We start from the raw sequence: 19,218 nt of genomic DNA on the forward strand, positions 1-19,218 counted from the left end.
GTCATTCCTCTCTTGCGGATAAGGGCACGGCGCGAACACTGTCGCCCACGGCCAGATTGAGTTTGGACAAGGCTTCCGGGCTGATCGGCAGGCCAGCCGGGGTCATTCGGCTACGCACCAGGCACACCCGGAAATCAGACAGCTTGCGATTTGAAACGAGATAGGTGATGTCATCAGCCTGCGTATGATGTGGCAATGCCGTCACCACCTTGGATTCACGCACGGCGCGGATCTGTTTCAATGCACATTCGACGGTTGGGCCTGCGTCGAAGATATCGACGTAGCCCTGGTAACTGAACCCTTCTCCCTGCAGCATCGACAAGGCGGGGCGGGTCTTGTCGTGCACCTGCCCGATCACCGCCCGCGCCTCTTCGCTCAGGAAATCGACATAGACCGGGTGCTGTGGCATCAGCTCGGCAATGAAGGATTTGTTGCCGATGCCCGACAGATAATCAGCCTGGGAGAAGTCCATCTTGAAAAAATGACGCCCCAGGCTTTCCCAGAATGGCGAACGCCCAGCGTCGTCGGATACACCACGCATCTCAGCGATCACTTTGTCAGAGAACCGCTCCGGAAAGTCTGCCAGGAACAGGAACCGGGATTTCGATAGCAGGGCACCATTATTGGAATGGCGGAAATCAGTATGCAGAAACAGTGAGCACAGCTCAGCCACGCCTGTCATGTCATTGGTCAGGAACAAGGTCTGCAGGCGCCGATAGACGCCCAGCTCGCGTGATGCATGTACGGACAGGCCGACACGATAGTTATACCAAGGCTCATCCAAGCCCACCGCAGCAGCCACAGCTGAGGTACCGACCACTGCCCCGCTGGCATCCTCCAGCACAAACAGATAGTTGGCATCCTGCCTGGGGGCGGTGCCAGCAATCGAGCGTTCTGATATGTCGATACGCCGCGACAGCCGTTCTTCATTGGCAGGCAGGGTGGTCACCCCAACGCCGGTGGAACGGGCCAACGCCATCAGGGAAGCAAGGTCGGCGGCAACTATGGAACGAACAAACATCGGCGTCTCGTCAGCATTCAAGATCAAAGAAACGGCTGGGCAGCCAGGGCGCCCACCTTACCTACCCATATCACAATGCACAGACCAACAGCGCATCACCCGCCACCACACACAGCACATCCGCCAACGTCTGGCTCAGGCGGACCGTACCCTGCTGCTCGTCCACCACGGCGGCGCCGACGGTTGCGCGGTAATCGGTCAATTTGCGGTTGGCGAGCAGCTGCACTGGTGCCCCTGCTGTCTCGCCAATCTCTACCCGACAACGCCGATGCCCGGCAATGGTCCGGATATTGGCTGTGCGCGCCTGCACCACGCAGCCCCCATCGAAGATATCGATATAGCGCTCGGTTTCGAACCCTTCATTGATCAGGATCTCGAATGGCAGCATGGCCGCAGGGTGCACCTGGCCAATCGCCTCCTGGGCGGGCTCCGGTAGCAGCGGCACATAGATCGGGTGTTGCGGCAACAGCTCTGCAATGAACGAGCGGCCCTTGATTCCACAATACAACTCGGCCTGCGCATAGTCGATATCGAAGAACAACCGCCCCACACCGTCCCAAAAGGGCGAATTGCCTTGCTCATCACTGAGCCCGACCATCTCGGACACCACCGAATCACCAAAGCGCTGCGGGTGCCCAGCAATCAACAGCAGGCGGGCCCGCGACAACAGATCCGACCATTCAGTGTATTGATAGGGCTCGTCGATATAAAAAGAGGTCAGCAGCGTATTGCCGGTCAGGTCGTGGCATAACGACAGCACATGGATCTTGCTGTGCACGCCCAGCTCACGCGAGGCATGGATCAGCGTCTCATTACGGTAGTTGTAGAACGGCTCTTGATAGCCCGCCGAGGCCACGACACCCGACGTCCCCACCAATTCGCCAGTGCGCGTGTCCTCCAGCACCAGAAAATAGGTTTCCTCGCCATTGCCACATACATCGGACTCAAACGATTTGACTGATGCCTCGATCTTGGCATACAGCCGCTCACGGTTGTCCGGCAACGAAGTCACCCCCACCGGGCTTTTGGCGGCGATGCGCTCGATGGCGGGGAGATCAGTCAGCCGACTGGGGCGTAGAACAAACATGGTGATCTCAAGAAATGGGGCCAGTCCAGGGCCTGCCCGTGCATAGCCGCCCGCTCACCCCGACCAGGCCGGGTGGCGGGAGCCCATAGCATGAACAGGCACCGAGACACTGCCTGCAACTGGAATCCCGACAAGCGCCCTGCGCTGAGTCGCATCCAGTCGCAGGGTGCGGGGTTACTTGGCGACAACAGCCGCCACGGCACGTTCGAAACGATTCAGCCCTTCATCGATGTCCGCATCTGGGATGACCAATGACGGCGCAAAACGGATCACATCCGGCCCCGCCTGCAGCACCATCACGCCTTCCTTGGCACCGGCATTCATGAAGTCTTTTGCCTTGCCAGCCAGGGCGGGCACCAAAGCGGCACCGATCAACAGGCCCATGCCACGGATCTCGCTGAAGCATTGATATTGCGCATTGATGGCATTCAAGCGCTGCTTGAATCGATTGTGCTTGTCCTGCACTGCCGCCAGCACGGCTGGCTGGCTGATGATACCCAGCGCGGCCTCTGCCACAGCGCAGCCCAGCGGGTTGCCACCATAGGTGGAGCCGTGTGTGCCGACTGCCAGATGCGAAGCGATGTCTGCAGTGGTCAACATGGCACCGATCGGGAAGCCGCCACCCAAGCCCTTGGCCGTGGTCAGGATGTCCGGCACCACGCCAAATGACTGATAGGCATACAAGGTGCCGGTGCGGCCATTGCCGCTTTGCACTTCGTCGAACACCAGCAGTGCGTTGTGCTTGTCACACAACGCCCGCGCGCCCTCGATGAATGCCTGCGTAGCAGGCGTGATGCCGCCTTCGCCTTGCAGTGGCTCCATCACCACGGCGCAGGTCTTGTCAGAAATCTGCTTGGCCAGCGCATCCAGATCATTGAACGGTAGATGGGTGATGCCGCCAGGCTTGGGGCCGAAACCATCAGAATATTTGGATTGCCCCCCGACCGATACCGTGAAGAAGGTGCGGCCATGGAAGGCATTGTTGAATGCGATGATCTCGACCTTGTCTGGGCCGAATTTGTCGATGGCGTAACGGCGGGCCAGTTTGAATGCCGCTTCATTGGCCTCCCCGCCGGAATTGCAGAAGAACACCTTCTCGGCAAAGGTTGTCTCGACCAGCTTGCTGGCAAGACGCAAAGCTGGCTCGTTGGTCAGCGAATTGGACACATGCCATAGCTTGCCAGCCTGCTCGGTCAACGCGGCGACCAGTGCGGGGTGGGCGTGACCCAGGCTGTTGACGGCGATGCCCCCCGCAAAATCGACATATTCCTTGCCTTGTTGATCCCACACTCGTGAACCCTGGCCACGCACGGGCACAAAGGCAGCGGGCGCATAGTTGGGAACCATTACCCGATCGAAATCGGCGCGTTGAACCTGCTGAGTCATTTCCTGTTTCCTTATCCAAACGTTTCGTTTGATGCTTGGCATTGTAGGCAATGCCTGGCCAGCATCATTTAATGCATGCGACAACTAATTACATCAGTCTGACGAAGGCTTGCGTCCTGGTTGGTGACGCATCCGGTCCTCTCTGGGCGTGGTGCCGAAATGATTCCGATAGCTGCTGGAAAAATGTGGCCCCGACGAAAACCCACACGACAAGCCGATCTGAATGATCGACTTGCTGGTCTGCAACAACAGCTGCCGCGCACGTTGCAAGCGCAGCTCCAGATAATACTGCGAAGGCACGCTGTTGAGGTGTTGCTTGAAAAGCCGCTCCAATTGGCGCCGCGACACACAGACCCGATCCGCGATCTCATCGGTGGTCAACGGCTCCTCCAGATGGCTCTCCATCAGGCTGACCGCTTTGACCAGCTTAGGCTGGGCACTGGTTCCCAACTGGCTTTGCAGAGGAATCCGCTGGCGCTCCTCGCCACTGCGCATACGCTCGTTCATCAGCGCCTCCGACACCGCGCCAGCCAGTGCCGACCCGGCCAGACGACCGATGATGGCCAGAGTCAGATCCAAGGCGGCCAAACCACCACCACAGCTGAAGCGATTGCGATCCAGCTCGAATAAGTGGGTGGAGGCAGACACCTGTGGAAACTGCTCACTGAACAATTCAACCTGCTGCCAATGCACGCTGGCCCGATAACCATTCATCAGCCCAACCTGGGCCAGCCAGAACGCCCCCCACCCAACGCCCGCCAGCATGGCGTCACGGTTGAGCTGGCACAGCGCCTCGGCCTGGGGCGACCATCCACCAGCCAGCACGCAGACCAGATCTGTCGCCAGCTGTGGTCTCAGGGCGGGCGCCATGATCGGCAAACCGGCCTCGTCCTGCACCTCGCCCGCCGTCATGGCAGCCAAGGACACCTCGAATACAGCCACACCCGCCAGCCGGTTGGCCTGCAGCAAAGCCGCACGGACCAGGGCCAACTCGTGCATGGCGAAACCCGGCAACAACAGCAATTGCACCTGACGGACAGGCGCCTGATCATTCAACTCGAACATGTAAACGAGCAAACCATGATTTTGACTGGGTGTCACAGCTGGATCAGCAGCCTGCTTCACCCAAAACACAAGGCCGGCATCATGCCGGCCCCAGAAGCCTTTACTTTAGACTACCAGACAGAAATTGGCGTAGCCGGTCGCTTTGCGGGGACACCAATACCTGGCGGGGATCACCCTGCTCTGCGATGCGCCCCTGGTAGAGGAAGATCACATGATTCGACACCTCTCGCGCAAAAGCCATCTCATGCGTCACGATGACCATGGTACGCCCTTCTTGAGCCAATTGCTGCATCACCCGCAACACTTCACCGGCCAGCTCCGGGCCCAGGGCGGAAGTTGGCTCGTCGAACAACATCACTTCCGGCTCCATCGCCAGCGCCCTGGCGATGGCAACCCGCTGCTGCTGGCCCCCTGACAGATGAGCCGGATAGGTGTCTTCCACCCGCCTGAGGCCGACTTTTTCCAGATAGTCGCGGGCGCGGGCGATGGCTTGCTCCCTGGGCACACCCAATACATGGATCGGTGCCTCGATGATGTTTTCCAGCACAGTCATGCGCGCCCACAGATTGAAATGCTGGAACACCATGGCCAGACGGGCACGCGTCCGTTGCAGCTGCTGGGCATCCACGGCGATCAGCATGCCATCCTTGGCCATTTTCAGCTTCAGCTCCTCGCCAGCCACCCTGATCCGTCCTTGATTGGGCCGCTCCAGCAGATTGATGCATCGCAGCAAGGTGCTTTTGCCCGAGCCGCTTGACCCAATGATGCTGATCACATCCCCTGCCCGTGCCGAAAGCGACACGCCCTTGAGTACCTCTTGGGTGCCAAAGCACTTGTGCAGATCATCGACCTGCAGCTTGTCGGCATACTGTGCCGATTGCGCTGTCGCACCTGCCAGCCCGATGGCACCCACTGTGCCACCAGCTGCCAGGTCGGCTTGGCCAGCATTCAAAAACATGGTTGTTTCGCTCCGAAAAACAAGGGCCAGCTGGCTTTTGCATCAAGCACTCAGCAGATTCCCGGTCTTGAAAGGCACCTGGCCGGCCACTTTGGCAAAACTCATGCCTGCTGTTGCATATCGGCGGTTTTCCCGGGCATACAACACACCCGCTGTCTGGCTGGTCACAGTCACCACCTCACCTTGCAATGGATTCACCACATCGAAGATCGCATCCCCTGCGGCGATGATGTCACCGACATCACGGTGGAACACCACCGCGCCCGCACAGGGCGCAATCAGCGAATCCGAGCCTGCCAAGGGCGTGGCAGGATGCAACAAGGGTGGCAAGACAGGGACAGGCTCATCGATCACGCCACGATGACAGAGGAATGCATACAAAGCCGCCGCATCCTGCTGCGCCAGAGTGTGGTTGACATCGCGCTCACCGCGTAGCTCGATGGTGACCGACAGACAGGCCATCTCGATCGGGAATTGTCCAGCAAAAGCCTTGGCGAGTTTCCACCAAGTTTGCCCACAGGCTTCGTCGAATGGCTGGCCACCCGACTCGGTGGCCAGCAAGGTGGCATGTGCCCCCAGGTAACGCGCCAGTGGTTCGCATTGCGGCCACAGCGGCGTACCGGTGTAAAGATGCAGCACCGCCTCGCAATCGCAATGCAGATCCAGCACGACATCAGCATCAAAAGCCAGCGACATCAGCACATGGCGCAAGGACTCCAGCTCGGTTGTCGGTTGCCGCGTCTGTAGCAACTGTTGCATCGCCTCACGGATCAAGTGCGTATTATGCTTGGCATCCTGTGTGAGCTTGCCTGCCAACCCAGCCTGGATGGCAGGTGCGAAATCGGTATAGTAGCGATTGAAATTCTCGCCCGTGTTGAATTCGAAACGTCCCATCTGATCATGCAGGAGGCTCTGTGACAGGCCGATCGGGTTGGCATAGGGCACAACGACGATTTCACCCTGGATGCGCCCTGCAGCCTCCGCCTGCGCCAGCAGCGGGCGCAAATGGTGCAGGACCAGCATGCCCGGCAACTCATCTGCATGCAGGCTGGCCTGCAGGTAGACCTTTTCACCACGACCAGGCTGCCCATAATGCAGGCTGATCAATTGCCGCTGCGTACCGATACTCGGTGAAAGCAGCGGGTGTTGTTGTATGTTCATCTTCTTGCCTCCGGTTTGCCCCGTGAGCTAGGTTACGTGACCTGCCCATCAGGTTTTGCGTGGCTGTAAATATGCCAGCCAGCGTCCTTCCGCCCTCTTGAACAACTTGACGATTAAAAATGTAAAACCCAGGTAGATCACCCCTGCCGCGATGAATGCCTCTCGAACGGCAGGTAATACCGTGCATAGATCTTACGTGCTGCGCCGGTGATGTCCATCAACGTTACGATCGACGCCAATGAAGCCCCGTGCAGCATCATGATCACTTCATTGCTGTAGGCAGGCAAGGCCCGACGCAGTGCAGCATGCAGCAAGATGCGGCGGAACATCATCAACCAGCCCATGCCATAGACCATATCCGCTTCCGATTGCCCCATGGGCACGGCCAGAATCGCCCCCGGAAGGTCTCGGACAGATAGGCCCTGAAAATGAAACCGGTGGTCAACACCCCGGCCAAGAAAGGATCGACGTCGATGAAATCCAGCGCCAGATCGGTGCCCCGTTCTATCATCCAGTCATTGAAACAGGTAATCGCCTCGTTGACAGCAATCTGACCGCCGAAGAACAACAACAGCAGCACCCTGTCCGACACGCCCCGGATCAACGTGGAATAAGCGTCACCCCACCAGGCGACGAAACGATGCGGCGACAGCTTGGCTGCTACACCGATCAAACCCAGGATGATGGCAACCAGCAATGAACCCAAAGCGATCTTCAGCCTCACCCACGCTCCACCAGGAATGCTGGGAAGGTACCCGCCGAGCATAATGGTTGTTTCTGCCAAAAAAACACACTGACGAACCTGAACCTGATCCGCACAATGCGGGAAAGACATAGGGAGGTCAGGTCGGCCTGTGCCGGATGGCGATGCAATGAGCAAGCTGCGCGGCACCCGGAGACTGGCCGGTACCCGCTCCACACCATGCCATGTGTCAGCAGATTTCAGTTCCCGTACACATCGAAATCGAAGTACTTGGTCTGGACCTGCTTATAGACGCCATTACCACGAATGGCCTTGATGGCAGCGGAGAACTGGTCACGCAGATCGGTATCTGACTTACGGACGGCAACCGCCACACCTGCGCCGATGTACTTGGGGTCATCCAGCACCGCGCCGATGAAGCCGTAGCTCCTGCCAGCCGGTGTATCCAGAAAATCCACCTTGCCGACCACGCTGTCCACCAAGGTGGCGTCAAGCCGACCAGAACTCAGATCGAGAAACGCCTCGTTCTGCGAGCCATAAGGTACAACCTGTGCGCCAGCACGGCCATAGAGATCAGCGGCATACTGCTCTTGAGTGGCGCCGCGCAACACGCCAATCCGCTTGCCCTTCATGCTTTCCGGCGTACCTGTCAGCTTTTTGTCCAGCTTGGCAATCAGGCGCGAGGGCGTGTGGTAGTACTTATCGGAAAATGCGACTACCCGTTTGCGCTCTTCCGTGATCGACATGGAAGAAATGATGGCATCGTATTTGTGCGCATTGAGCGCTGGGATGATGCCATCCCAATCCTGCTCGACAAACGTACACTTGGCCTTCATCTGGGCACACAAGGCATTGGCCATGTCGATATCGAAGCCCGCCAGCCTGCCATCCGGGGTTTTGTAGGTGAACGGCTTATAAGCGGCTTCCAGGCCGATGCGGATGGTTTTCCACTCTTTGGCCTGTACCGTGGCCACCAGCGCGGACAACCACATCGCCGCAATCAGCACCCGTTTCTGCATATACAACTCCTCGCATAAACCAGTCAGCATACCACAAGCCACCCCCCTCCTTCACCCTGCCGCCGACCCTCCCACTCAGATCGGCACAGGCTCACAATCCAATAACACCATGTTTACACAGCATATTTTTTACCGCCATTGCTTCCGCCATCGCAATATTGGCGTTTATACGGGTATTCCCCGAATCCGACTTGTGCGACATTACGCGCCCTAAATTGGTGCATATCACGCTGGCGGGCCGATGTACAAAGGTGTCGCATTAGGGAAATCCGCCAGATCGACGTTTCGCTAGAATGCGTCAGAATAAAAAAAGGCATGACACTTGAGTGGTAGGCATATTCGACTATGCTGAAATGTTCATGCACGCCAGTGGCTGCCCCAAAACCGTTGTATGACCGAGCCACAAGCCCGGTCACAACAGCGGCTTTGGGACAGCTTCTGAGAGGAGACCCCCACATGCAGAGCGATATCGTCGCAACCAAGCTACTCGACCAGATTTGTGCCGCCGGTAACGGCAACGCAGCCCCTGGGCTGACGAGTTTTCTCGAACAGTATTACCGCCTTGTCGCCACCGAGGACCTGGAGAGCCGTGAAGCGCTCGACTGGTATGGCGCTGCCCTCGCCCACTATCAATTCGGCGCCAAACGTGCCGCAGGCGAGCTCAAGCTACGCGTCTACAATCCCAGCTTCAACGAAGACAACTGGCAGACCTCGCACACAGTCGTCGAGATCATCAACGATGATATGCCCTTCCTTGTGGATACCGTCAGCCTGACCTTGCAGCGCCTGGGCCTGAACATCCATCTGATCGTCCACCCCATCTTCGATACCAATCGCGACGCCAAGGGCCAACTGTCCGGCTTTGACGCGGCGGACAACCGTGCCGAGTCCTGGATGCATGTCGAAATCGACCGTATCAGTGGCCGGGGGCAGCTGGATGAAATCCACCAAGCCCTGCACGCCGCACTGACACAGCTACGCGCCTGCGTTGAAGACTGGCCAGCCATGGCCAGACAGTTGGAAAGTGTCATCGGCAGCCTACCCGGCCAGCATGCCCAATCCGAGCAGGCCAAAGACTACCTGACCTGGCTACGGGACGAGCATTTTGTGTTTCTGGGTTTCCGTGAATATGCCCTGGCAGAAGACGAACAAGGCCCGCAATTGCAGATCGTGGCCGAATCCGGCCTGGGCCTGTTGCGTGAGGCAAAAGACAAAAAGCTGTCGGCCAGCTTCAAAGCTCTGCCGATCGAGTTGCGCAACCCCAAGCACGCACAAGCCCAGCAATTGCTGGTCTTGACCAAATCGAACTCACGCTCGACCGTCCACCGTGCCGGCTATCTGGACGTGATCGCGATCCGTCGTTTCGACGATCAAGGCAATGCCATTGGTGAATATCGCTTCCTTGGTCTGTATACCGCAGCCGCCTACAACACCCCGCCGCATCAGATCCCGCTGTTGTCCGACAAGATCGACAGCGTGATGCAGCTGAGCGGCCTGTTGCCGAACAGCCACAAGGCCAAGGCGCTGTTGAATGTGCTGGAGACCTATCCACGTGACGAGCTGATCGAAACCAGCGAGGACACGCTGTTCCAGATCGCATTGGGCGTGGTGAACCTGCAGGAGCGGGCACGGGTGCGGGTGTTCATCCGTGAGGACATCTTCCGGCGCTATGTATCGGCGCTGGTCTACCTGCCGCGCGATGCCTACAACACTGATGTGCGCATCAAGATGCAGCAGATCCTGCTCAACACCTTCAATGGCATCAGTGCGGAATTCAACGTCATGCTGTCGGATGCCGCCCTGGCGCGCATCCATTTCATCGTGCGCATCCCGACTGGCGCAGAGCTGAGCTATGTCGCCCGTGAGGTGGAAGCCCAGATCGTGGCGGCCTCCCGCCGCTGGGCGGACGACCTGCGCGACAATCTGCTGCAACATGCCGGCGAGGAGCGTGGCAATGCGCTATTGCGTCGCTATCAACACAGCTTCCCGGCAGCCTACCTGGCTGACTTCAACGCCCGCAACGCCGTGGTTGACATCGACCGCATCGAATCCTGCCTGGCGGGCCACCCGTTGGAGCTGGCACTGTCCGCACCCAATCCGTCCGACACCAGCCTGATCCGCCTGAAGTTGTATCGCTCCCAGCCCATCGAGCTGTCCGACAGCTTGCCGCTGCTGGAGAACCTGGGCGTGCGCGTATCTGACGAGCGGCCTTACAAGCTGTTGCTGGACGATGGCCGCACTGTTTCCATCACCGACATCGGCCTGCGCATGCCGCAGGCTGGCCTGTTACAGGAGACCGAAGCACGACGTGCGTTCCAGCAAGCCTTCGCTGCCACATTCACTGGTCTGGCCGAGAACGATCCATTCAACCGCCTGGTCTTGCTTGCCAGCCTGCCCTGGCGCGAGGTGGTGGTGCTGCGCGCGTATTCGAAGTATCTGCGCCAGATCGGTTTCAATTACACCATCGAAACCCTGGCGGACACACTGGCACGCCACGCCGAGCTGGCCAAACGGCTGACCGGGCTGTTCAACGCAATGTTTGACCCGGCGCAAGCAGGCAAACACGATATCGATGCACTGCAGAGCGAATTGAAGGATGCGCTGCAGAAAGTTGACAGCGTGGATGACGAGCGGATTCTGTCGGGGCTGTTCAGCGTGATGAAAGCCACGCTGCGCACCAACTTCTATCAGGCTGCCGCCGACGGCCAGCCCAAATCCTATATTTCGTTCAAGCTCTCGCCACGCGACATTCCCAACATGCCGCAACCCGTGCCGATGTTCGAGATCTGGGTCTACTCGCCACGTGTCGAGGGCGTGCACCTGCGGGGCGGCAAAGTCGCCCGCGGAGGCCTGCGCTGGTCGGACCGCAAGGAGGACTTCCGCACCGAGGTGCTGGGCCTGGTCAAAGCGCAGATGGTGAAAAACACTGTGATCGTGCCGGTAGGCTCGAAAGGCGGCTTTGTGTGCAAGCACTTGGTGCCGGGTATGGATCGCGACGCCATCCAGCACGAGGGCGTGGAATGCTACAAGACCTTCATCCGTGGCCTGCTGGATGTCACCGACAACCTCAAGGAAGGCAAGGTCGTGCCCCCATTGGACGTGGTGCGGCGTGATCCGGACGATCCCTATCTGGTGGTGGCCGCCGACAAAGGCACTGCCACCTTCTCCGACATTGCCAACAGCGTATCGCAGGAATACGGCTTCTGGCTGGATGATGCGTTTGCATCAGGCGGCTCGGCGGGTTACGACCACAAGAAGATGGGCATCACTGCACGCGGCGCCTGGGAGTCGGTCAAGCGCCAATTCCGTGAGATGGGTCTGGATACGCAACAAGAGGTCTTCACTGTGGCTGGCATTGGCGACATGGCCGGTGACGTATTCGGCAATGGCATGTTGAACAGTCCCTTCATCAAGCTGGTGGCGGCGTTCAACCACATGCATATCTTCCTCGACCCCAACCCCGATCCAGCCTTGAGCTTCAAAGAGCGCCAGCGCATGTTCGCCCTGCCCCGCTCCAGTTGGGAGGACTACAGCAAAGAGGTCATTTCAGAGGGCGGTGGCATCTTCTCCCGCAGCGCTAAAACCATACCGCTGTCCGCACCGGTGAAAGCCATGTTGCAGGTCGAGGCAGACAGCCTGACCCCAGCCGAGCTGATGAATGCCATTCTGAAGGCCCCGGTCGATCTACTGTACAACGGCGGGATCGGCACCTATGTGAAAGCCGCCACCCAGACGCACACAGAGGCCGCCGACCGCGCCAACGACGCCATCCGCGTCAATGGTGGCGAGCTGCGCTGCAAGGTTGTGGGCGAAGGGGGCAACCTGGGCTGCACGCAGCTGGGCCGAGTTGAATTCGCACTCACCGGTGGCCGCATCTACACCGATGCGATCGACAATTCGGGCGGGGTGGATTGCTCCGATCACGAGGTCAACATCAAGATTCTGCTGACCGGGCTGATGCAGGCTGGCGATATGACGCTGAAGCAGCGCAATCAGCTGCTGGCCGACATGACTGACGAGGTGGCGCAGCTGGTGTTGAACAACAACTACTTGCAGACCCAAGCCATCAGCCTTGAAGCAGAGCAATCGCTGTCGCTGCTGCCCGCGCATATCCGCCTGATGCACAATCTGGAAAAGGCTGGCAAGCTGTCTCGCCGCCTGGAATATCTACCAAGCGACGACATCCTGGCTGAGCGCCGCACCAAGCAACAGGGCATGACCAAGCCCGAGCTGGCTGTGCTGCTGGCCTATTCCAAGATCGATCTGTATCAGGACATCCTGGCCAGCTCCCTGCCAGACGCCGCTGGCATGGATCAGCTACTGTTCGAATACTTCCCGACAGTGCTCGGTGAACGTTTTGCGGATGGCATGCGGAGCCACGCGCTGAAACGCGAAATCATTGCCAACCATGTCATCAATGAGACGATCAACCGCATGGGCTGCACCTTTGTGGTGCGACTGCGCGAGGAAACCGACGCCTCCAGCGCTGACATCGTCCTGGCTTGGCGCGACGCCTGCCGCCTGCTGGCTGCCGAACAGTTCTGGCAGGACATCGATGCGCTGGACGGCCAAGCCACAGCCAGCGCACAACATGCATTGCACCTTGAGCTGCGGAAGCAACTGGAGCGCCTGACCCGCTGGGTGCTGCGTGAGCGCTTGGCCAATCCAGACCTGAGCAGCACGCTGGATGGCATCCGTTCCGACTTCCAGGCAGCCTTGGCGCAGGCTTCACAATGGCTGGGCTATCGTGATGACCTGCGCAACCTGGTGCAAGGCTTTGAGCAAAATGGCATTCCTGCTGATCTGGCCAAGCGTCTGGGTTATCTGGACGTGGTGGTCGCGCTGCTGGATGTGGTTCTGCTGGCCAAGCAAGAGGGCCGGAGCGTGGAAGAAGTCGCCGTCAGCTACTTCCGTGTGGATGAACTGCTGTCGCTGACCTGGCTGCGCGCCAATATCGACGCCCTGCCCCGCGAATCACGCTGGCAGACCCTGGCACGCATGTCGCTGCGGGACGAGCTGTACCGCGAGCAACGTGCATTGGTCGAGCGGGTGCTGAAACTGGGCACCGTCGATCACTGGCTGGCTGCCAAGCACGATGGCATCCAGGGTGCTCGGGCGCTGCTCAATGAGTTGATGAGCGAGAAGCGTACCGACATCACCATGTTGTCTGCTGCATTGCGTGAATTGCGAATCCGTTTCGCGTGACACCAAGCTCATGAAAAAAGCGGGCCAAGCCCGCTTTTTTCATTGCGCCAGATACTGCCCCGCCAGATGATCGAACACCAGCTGCGCCTCCTCGCTCAACAAGGGCGACACCAGCGACATGGTTTGATATACACCATTGGCCATCACCTCGCTATCCAGCGCCTGCCGTGGCTGCCGCACGTATTCGAAGGACAACCACTGATTGGCGATCACCAACATATTCACCGTCAGCGTCTGCAGCTGATGCTGGCTGGCCCGCAGCTCGCCACTGGCGGCCAGGCTGGTCAGGATGCCCGCCACCGACCGCGCCTGCAAGCCGATGATCTGTTTCAGTCTGCTGGCCACGCCTGCATAACGCGACACCACATTCACCGGATCACGGTAAAGAAACCGGTACTTCCACGCCAATTGAAACAACAAGTGCAGGTACAACCACAGGTCTTCCAGTGAGGCGTTGGCATGGGCATCCAAGGCCAGCGACTGATGGAACTCCTGACGGAATTGCTCGAACAAGGCATCGACAATCGCTTCTTTGTTCTTGAAGTGATAGTAGAGATTGCCAGGGCTGATGTTCAGCAGCTCGCCGATCTCGGTGGTGGTCACATTGGACTCACCAACAGCATTGAATCGTGTCAGACTCACATCGAGAATCCGCGCTTTGGTCTGGCGCTTGGGTTTGGGGTCCATGGCTTGTTTTGCACGTCATCGGTGTCCAGGCAATCTACACCAAAAAAAGCCCGCCGACCGGCGGGCATGAGGAAAGCGCTACTTCATCTCTCAGATCAACGGCCAGAACCACTGCCCTGCCAACCAGCCTGGCAAGCGCCTGTCACCCAGATCCGTTGTCGATTCATTGTGACGCGACTTCCAACTCGGCAGCGGTCAGCGCCGTGCTTTTAGCGGTGACCTCTTTCGCCTCCAATGCCGCTTTCTTCACCACACTGGCGGCCTTCTTTTCCGCCACGATGGCTTTTTCCAGCAGCTTGGTCAGCTCTTCGACCCGCTCCGTCAATTCGGCCACTTCCTTCCGGCTGGGCACGCCCAGGCGTGCTACCACCCCTGCCACGCGATCTTGGAACACCTGCTCCAACTTGTCCCAGGTCTCGGTCGCCTTCGAGGTGCCCTTGGAAACCTGCTTGCTGACAGCTTTCTGTGTCTTGGCTTGCAGTGCTTCGCCTTCTTTCACCAGCTCCTCAAACACCTTGTTGCCAGTGGATTGCGCCTTGGCAAACGCGCCCAAGCCTGCCAGCCAGATTTGCTGGGCCGAATCCTTGGTGCCCTTGATCAGATCGTTTTCGGTGACGTTGACAGCGATATTCTTCAATTGTTTGACCACGGCCATGATGGGCTCCTCTGTATCATCGATTGTGCATGACGCCACCAGACGGCGCCTTCCGGACTGCTTGCCAACCAGGTGTACCTGGCGCGGCTTCAATGGAATCTAGTCTATGCAACAAATCTAGAGGGGGGCCACTAATCGCACAGCCAGGGCTTGATTCAGATCAAGCCGAGACGCTGTCATGCATGATCGGGTGCCGGTCAGCCAGCCCGTCTGATCCAGGCTCCATGGGCAAGGGCTCATGGTGCTCCAGCAGCAAGTCGCGGAATGCCCGCATGGCCGAGGTCAACGCCATGTCACGGCGATAGATCAGCAAAGTCGGCGCATGGGCAAATTGTTTGGGCATGGGGTGGATACGCACCGCGCCGTACAGCCGATGCTGCTGCACCACCGACAATGGCATCATCGACATACCCATGCCTGCCGCTACACACCCCATGATGGCGTCAAAGGAGCCAAACACCATGCTGCGCCGTGGGATAGCGCCCACATGGGCGAGCCATCGCTCCAGATTGGCACGGTACATGCACCCTGGTCGGAAAACCATGATTGCCATTTCGCCAATCTGGGCAGGGCTAGGTTGGGTTACACAACTGGCGCTGGTGACCAGTACCAGCTCCTCTTGAAACACCACATCCTGTGCCAGATCCGGATGTGACAGCGGCGCCGCCACCAGAGCAGCAGTCAGCTTCAGCTCAAGCACTGCTGGCACCAGCTCGCCGGTGGTGCCAGTCTGCAGATTCAGCTCCACATCGGGGTACCGGGCATGGTAGCGCGGCAGGATGGCTGGCAAACGCGAGGCAGCCGTGGTCTCCATGGTGCCCAAGGTCAATGGGCCATGGGGGCAACCCTGATCAGATACCGCCGACCGCGCCTCCTCCATCAAACGGATGATGCGCGCAGCGTAGCGTAACAACACCTCGCCGGAGGGCGTCAGCTGCATCTGGCGAGGCTGGCGATGAAACAACCGCACCCCCAGTGAGGCCTCCAGCTGTTTGATACGGGCTGTGACATTCGACTGTACATAGTGCAGCTGTTCAGCAGCCCGGGTCACACTGCCCGTCTCGGCTACGGCATGAAATATTTTCAGGCTGACGATATCCATCCTGGCATCTCAAAATATGATGGCAACCATCATTATTATTCATTTCTGTTGATATGTGAAATTACCTATACTGCCCACAAGCCAATTCAATCGTGAAACTTTGATGAAACACCCCCCGACCCTCGTCCAAACACTATTCGCGGGCATTGCCTGCGTGATGATCGTACATGGTATTGGCCGCTTTGCTTACACCCCGATCCTGCCGCTGATGGTTGAATCAGGCCTGTCGCTCAAGCAAGGGGGCTGGGTGGCGTCAGCCAATTATGTGGGGTACCTGCTGGGCGCACTGTTCACCATATGCTATCAGGGCAGACGCAGGCCTTGGCTGCGTGGCGCGCTGCTGATCAACATCCTGACCCTGCTTGGCATGCCGCTGGTGCAAAGCTGGCCCAGTTGGGCAGTGTTACGGTTTGTGGCTGGCATCAGCAATGGCATTGCATTTGTGTATGCCTCCACTTTTGTCTTTGCCTATTTGGCACAAGCCAATCGCATGGCACTGAGCGGCTTGCTGTATGCTGGGGTGGGGCTGGGGATCGCCTTTTCCGGCACGCTGGTCAGCCTGTTGACCCAGATGCAAGGCCATTGGGAAAGTGGCTGGTGGGCAGCCGCAGGCCTGTGCGCACTGGCGCTCTGGCCCGCCATGCAGCTGAGCGAGCCTCCCCTCCCCTCCGCACAACGCCCCACATCGGCGCGGCCAGCCAATTCACAGCTGACCTGGGTAGCACTGGGCTATGGCTGTTCAGGGCTGGGTTACATTGTCAGCGCCACCTTCCTGCCGACATTGGTGCGGCAAACACCAGGCCTCGCAGATTGGGCCGCCGCCAGCTGGGTGCTGGTCGGCCTGGCAGCCATTCCATCCACCTTGTTCTGGAGCTGGCTGATGCAGCGCATCGGTGAGCTTCGCGCCCTGCTGCTGGCCTACGGGCTGCAGATCATCGGCATCCTGGCGCCGGTACATATCGGCGGCCTGCCAGGCGTCCTGCTTGGTGCTTTGTTGCTAGGCAGCACCTTTCTGGGCATTGTCGTCATGGCAGTCACCCTGGCACGCCGATACGACCCACTAGGCGGCAGCCGCACCGTGGGCTTGCTGACTTTGGTTTATGGCACCGGCCAGATCATCGGCCCACTGATCACCGCCAGCCTGGCGCACCATCCTCAGGGCATGGCCCACTCGCTGGAAATCGCCGCAGGCAGCCTGCTGGTGGGCGCGATACTGCTGATCAAATCAGCACAGCCCGCCCGGCCCCTGCCACAGCAGCTGCCCCAGACCTGATTATTCAACCACGCATAGGACTGACCCATGCCATACGTCAACATCAAAATCACCCGCGAGGGTGCCACCGCTGAGCAAAAAGCCGCATTGATCAAAGGCGTGACGCAATTGCTGGTGGATGTACTGGACAAAAACCCGAACACCACCGTAGTGGTGATCGATGAAGTTGAAACCGACAACTGGGGAATCGGCGGCGAAACCGTGACCATCCGCCGACAAGCAGGGCGCTAGCTATCAAACCCTGCAAGATGACAAGGTCTTCTGTTAAACAATTCTGGTCGTTCGGCATACCATGCCTTCATGACCCCAAGGCCCCGTCCACCGCCGACGAACAGCCGATCTGTGAATTCCTTGCCATTATCCGTCAGCAGCCGGTGGATCTTGCAGGGACAGGCTTTGTGCAGGGCACGGAGGAAGCAGCTGACTGCATCAGCGGGCAATGAACACCCAGCGTGTGGCCCGATCGATGGCGACAAACAGATGGTATCGGCTGGATTCATCGGCCATCTGTGGCAGGTCAACCATGACGCCCGCCTATCTTGATGGCATAATAAATCGTCAATATTTGACGGCAAACGCATGTCTAACTTCGCCTTGCTGTTCCGTCAGGCGCTGGGTCGATTCACAGCGACCAACCGTCTGTTCCAGCCCGTCCCCGCCAACCACCCGAATGCGCTGATCGTTGAAACGGTGCAGGGCTTCGCATCGCTGCTGAACCCAATCCTCGCAGAGACCGCACATGGGTAAGCTCTGTCACCGCTGTCAACGTAAAGGCTACGCGCTGTTTCCAGTGCTGTATGCCGTGGCCCCCAAAGCGCTCCAGGCCCAGCTGCCCAAGCTGGCTGAACCGTTTGGAGCAGGCATCACCCAGCAGGTGCTGAAACAGCACGACTACTACCTGCGTGGGCTGGAGGCCGGTTATGTGTACCTGCTCTACCCCAACAAACAATGGAAAGGCTATCTGGTCGATCCGGAAGGGGCGATGCTGTACTACCCCAACCTGACACTGGAAGACATGCCTGCCGCGCCGCCGGACAAGCCCCTGCGCCAGACCTGCAGCAATCAGGCGCACAACAGCCTGCCGGGTCGGGCCCTCTGCATAGAAGACACCCGGGGGCCGGTGTGGATCGCCTTCAGCCGCCACCGCTGGACCAAGGCAGTGCGCGATGGGCACGCCAAGCACCCCGCCATGCGGATGCAGGCGATCACAGCACTCGACGACAGCCCCTTCGCCCACGCCCTGCCAGCCAGCCCGGCCAATTTGAAACAATGGGTGGCGAATTTTGATGAGATGCGCGTCCGGCAACTCAATCGCAGCCCGCTGACAGCGGGGGTGCTCAACGACAATGGCCATCTGACACGGTTGCCCGACCAGATGAAGCAGATGTCCGCCACGGGCAAGCAGGGCCTGATCATGGCGCTGTTCGACCCGGTGGGCATCACAGCCACCCTCAACGCCTCGCGCAATGGTCTGGCTGAACAGATACTGCTCCTGGATGACAAGCTGACCCAGCCGGAACGAGAGGACCTGATGGTGGCCAGCCTGATCATGGAAATGAAACAACATATCGAAGCCCAAGCCAGCAAGGGGGAAACCGATCCAGAAGACCGGGCCGAAGCCCAAGCCAAGGGCTGGCAGCGTTATGAAAAACACCTGGATCACCGCAAATATGACCCGGTCTTGAAAAAACTACAGACCAAGCAACAGCTGGCCAAACAGCTCGAAACATACTCGACGGACTATGTGGGCTGGATGAAATCCACCCAGCTTGGGCACGTGCTCAATCAAGACATCGACCCAGCTGACCCGGGCAATGGGCTGGCGTTGGAGCACTACTTTGTCATCTGTGCAAGCGGCTCTGGCCACACCAAAGAAGAGCATGAACAACTCTGGCA

16 protein-coding genes and 2 pseudogenes are annotated in these 19,218 nt (G+C 58.9%); 5 read left to right on the top strand and 13 right to left on the bottom strand.

Features of this window, described 5'->3' with window-relative positions:
- Position 1: 1 nt before the first annotated feature.
- The 9 genes and pseudogenes from astA to HNQ59_RS01285 form a co-directional block, all read right to left on the bottom strand.
- Positions 2 to 1,021: an arginine N-succinyltransferase gene (gene astA, locus HNQ59_RS01245; RefSeq protein ID WP_184034051.1), complete on the bottom strand. Its 1,020-nt coding sequence runs from the start codon at positions 1,019 to 1,021 to the stop codon at positions 2 to 4.
- Between the two features lie 70 nt (positions 1,022 to 1,091).
- Positions 1,092 to 2,108: an arginine/ornithine succinyltransferase subunit alpha gene (aruF, locus tag HNQ59_RS01250; protein ID WP_184034053.1), complete on the bottom strand. Its 1,017-nt coding sequence runs from the start codon at positions 2,106 to 2,108 to the stop codon at positions 1,092 to 1,094.
- Positions 2,109 to 2,282: 174 nt separating this feature from the next.
- The gene (locus HNQ59_RS01255; protein ID WP_184034055.1) at positions 2,283 to 3,494 is read right to left on the bottom strand and encodes an aspartate aminotransferase family protein; all 1,212 of its coding nucleotides are present in this window, start codon (positions 3,492 to 3,494) and stop codon (positions 2,283 to 2,285) included.
- A gap of 93 nt (positions 3,495 to 3,587) precedes the next feature.
- Positions 3,588 to 4,559, bottom strand: coding sequence for a GlxA family transcriptional regulator (locus HNQ59_RS01260; RefSeq protein WP_184034057.1), 972 nt, complete (start codon positions 4,557 to 4,559; stop codon positions 3,588 to 3,590).
- A 100-nt stretch (positions 4,560 to 4,659) separates the two neighbouring features.
- A complete protein-coding gene (locus tag HNQ59_RS01265) occupies positions 4,660 to 5,517 on the bottom strand; it encodes an ABC transporter ATP-binding protein (protein WP_184034059.1) in 858 nt (285 codons plus the stop codon).
- 42 nt (positions 5,518 to 5,559) lie between these two features.
- Entirely contained in the window at positions 5,560 to 6,678 is a 1,119-nt protein-coding gene (locus tag HNQ59_RS01270; protein WP_184034061.1) for a succinylglutamate desuccinylase/aspartoacylase family protein, read from the bottom strand.
- Positions 6,679 to 6,726: 48 nt separating this feature from the next.
- Positions 6,727 to 7,082, bottom strand: a pseudogene (locus HNQ59_RS19535) (ABC transporter permease subunit); the annotation flags it as partial.
- Positions 7,010 to 7,402 carry an ABC transporter permease gene (locus HNQ59_RS01280; RefSeq protein ID WP_184034066.1) on the bottom strand — a complete coding sequence of 131 codons (393 nt, stop codon included), beginning with the start codon at positions 7,400 to 7,402 and terminating at the stop codon, positions 7,010 to 7,012. The pseudogene HNQ59_RS19535 and the gene HNQ59_RS01280, both read right to left, overlap by 73 nt.
- 218 nt (positions 7,403 to 7,620) lie before the next feature.
- Positions 7,621 to 8,400 (bottom strand): ABC transporter substrate-binding protein, encoded by a 780-nt coding sequence (locus tag HNQ59_RS01285; RefSeq protein WP_184034069.1) that lies wholly within the window; start codon positions 8,398 to 8,400, stop codon positions 7,621 to 7,623.
- Between the two features lie 456 nt (positions 8,401 to 8,856).
- Here HNQ59_RS01285 and HNQ59_RS01290 point away from each other — a divergent pair, with 456 nt between their 5' ends.
- Positions 8,857 to 13,605 (top strand): NAD-glutamate dehydrogenase, encoded by a 4,749-nt coding sequence (locus HNQ59_RS01290; protein WP_184034072.1) that lies wholly within the window; start codon positions 8,857 to 8,859, stop codon positions 13,603 to 13,605.
- Between the two features lie 39 nt (positions 13,606 to 13,644).
- Here the strand turns inward: HNQ59_RS01290 and HNQ59_RS01295 are convergent, their stop codons facing one another.
- The 3 genes from HNQ59_RS01295 to HNQ59_RS01305 form a co-directional block, all read right to left on the bottom strand.
- Positions 13,645 to 14,292 carry a TetR/AcrR family transcriptional regulator gene (locus HNQ59_RS01295; protein ID WP_184034075.1) on the bottom strand — a complete coding sequence of 216 codons (648 nt, stop codon included), beginning with the start codon at positions 14,290 to 14,292 and terminating at the stop codon, positions 13,645 to 13,647.
- Positions 14,293 to 14,455: 163 nt separating this feature from the next.
- Complete coding sequence (locus tag HNQ59_RS01300; protein ID WP_184034077.1) at positions 14,456 to 14,947, bottom strand: phasin family protein; 492 nt, start codon at positions 14,945 to 14,947, stop codon at positions 14,456 to 14,458.
- Positions 14,948 to 15,107: 160 nt separating this feature from the next.
- Positions 15,108 to 16,049 carry a LysR family transcriptional regulator gene (locus tag HNQ59_RS01305; RefSeq protein WP_184034079.1) on the bottom strand — a complete coding sequence of 314 codons (942 nt, stop codon included), beginning with the start codon at positions 16,047 to 16,049 and terminating at the stop codon, positions 15,108 to 15,110.
- 103 nt (positions 16,050 to 16,152) lie between these two features.
- Here HNQ59_RS01305 and HNQ59_RS01310 point away from each other — a divergent pair, with 103 nt between their 5' ends.
- Together HNQ59_RS01310 and HNQ59_RS01315 are read left to right on the top strand one after the other, a co-directional pair.
- Positions 16,153 to 17,322 (top strand): YbfB/YjiJ family MFS transporter, encoded by a 1,170-nt coding sequence (locus HNQ59_RS01310; protein WP_184034080.1) that lies wholly within the window; start codon positions 16,153 to 16,155, stop codon positions 17,320 to 17,322.
- A 27-nt stretch (positions 17,323 to 17,349) separates the two neighbouring features.
- Positions 17,350 to 17,553 carry a tautomerase family protein gene (locus HNQ59_RS01315; RefSeq protein WP_184034083.1) on the top strand — a complete coding sequence of 68 codons (204 nt, stop codon included), beginning with the start codon at positions 17,350 to 17,352 and terminating at the stop codon, positions 17,551 to 17,553.
- A gap of 83 nt (positions 17,554 to 17,636) precedes the next feature.
- On the opposite strand, the pseudogene HNQ59_RS19540 reads toward HNQ59_RS01315, so the two are convergent.
- Positions 17,637 to 17,838: pseudogene (locus HNQ59_RS19540) on the bottom strand (IS481 family transposase); the annotation flags it as partial.
- Positions 17,839 to 17,901: 63 nt separating this feature from the next.
- On the opposite strand from HNQ59_RS19540, the gene HNQ59_RS01325 reads away from it, so the two are divergent.
- A complete protein-coding gene (locus HNQ59_RS01325) occupies positions 17,902 to 18,069 on the top strand; it encodes a hypothetical protein (protein ID WP_184034084.1) in 168 nt (55 codons plus the stop codon).
- Positions 18,062 to 19,218: T6SS effector BTH_I2691 family protein (locus tag HNQ59_RS01330; protein ID WP_184034086.1), on the top strand; the 1,157-nt coding region annotated here is incomplete at its 3' end. The genes HNQ59_RS01325 and HNQ59_RS01330, both read left to right, overlap by 8 nt.

The sequence above is a fragment of the Chitinivorax tropicus genome (assembly GCF_014202905.1).
Taxonomy (GTDB): Bacteria; Pseudomonadota; Gammaproteobacteria; order Burkholderiales; family SCOH01; genus Chitinivorax; species Chitinivorax tropicus.

What these genes read in the sequence shown, in the direction of transcription:
- astA (WP_184034051.1), bottom strand. Translation starts at nt 1,021, where the DNA reads ATGTTTGTTCGTTCCATAGTTGCCGCCGACCTTGCTTCCCTGATGGCG.
- aruF (WP_184034053.1), bottom strand. Translation starts at nt 2,108, where the DNA reads ATGTTTGTTCTACGCCCCAGTCGGCTGACTGATCTCCCCGCCATCGAG.
- HNQ59_RS01255 (WP_184034055.1), bottom strand. Translation starts at nt 3,494, where the DNA reads ATGACTCAGCAGGTTCAACGCGCCGATTTCGATCGGGTAATGGTTCCC.
- HNQ59_RS01260 (WP_184034057.1), bottom strand. Translation starts at nt 4,559, where the DNA reads ATGTTCGAGTTGAATGATCAGGCGCCTGTCCGTCAGGTGCAATTGCTG.
- HNQ59_RS01265 (WP_184034059.1), bottom strand. Translation starts at nt 5,517, where the DNA reads ATGTTTTTGAATGCTGGCCAAGCCGACCTGGCAGCTGGTGGCACAGTG.
- HNQ59_RS01270 (WP_184034061.1), bottom strand. Translation starts at nt 6,678, where the DNA reads ATGAACATACAACAACACCCGCTGCTTTCACCGAGTATCGGTACGCAG.
- HNQ59_RS01285 (WP_184034069.1), bottom strand. Translation starts at nt 8,400, where the DNA reads ATGCAGAAACGGGTGCTGATTGCGGCGATGTGGTTGTCCGCGCTGGTG.
- HNQ59_RS01290 (WP_184034072.1), top strand. Translation starts at nt 8,857, where the DNA reads ATGCAGAGCGATATCGTCGCAACCAAGCTACTCGACCAGATTTGTGCC.
- HNQ59_RS01295 (WP_184034075.1), bottom strand. Translation starts at nt 14,292, where the DNA reads ATGGACCCCAAACCCAAGCGCCAGACCAAAGCGCGGATTCTCGATGTG.
- HNQ59_RS01300 (WP_184034077.1), bottom strand. Translation starts at nt 14,947, where the DNA reads ATGGCCGTGGTCAAACAATTGAAGAATATCGCTGTCAACGTCACCGAA.
- HNQ59_RS01305 (WP_184034079.1), bottom strand. Translation starts at nt 16,049, where the DNA reads ATGGATATCGTCAGCCTGAAAATATTTCATGCCGTAGCCGAGACGGGC.
- HNQ59_RS01310 (WP_184034080.1), top strand. Translation starts at nt 16,153, where the DNA reads ATGAAACACCCCCCGACCCTCGTCCAAACACTATTCGCGGGCATTGCC.
- HNQ59_RS01315 (WP_184034083.1), top strand. Translation starts at nt 17,350, where the DNA reads ATGCCATACGTCAACATCAAAATCACCCGCGAGGGTGCCACCGCTGAG.
- HNQ59_RS01325 (WP_184034084.1), top strand. Translation starts at nt 17,902, where the DNA reads ATGTCTAACTTCGCCTTGCTGTTCCGTCAGGCGCTGGGTCGATTCACA.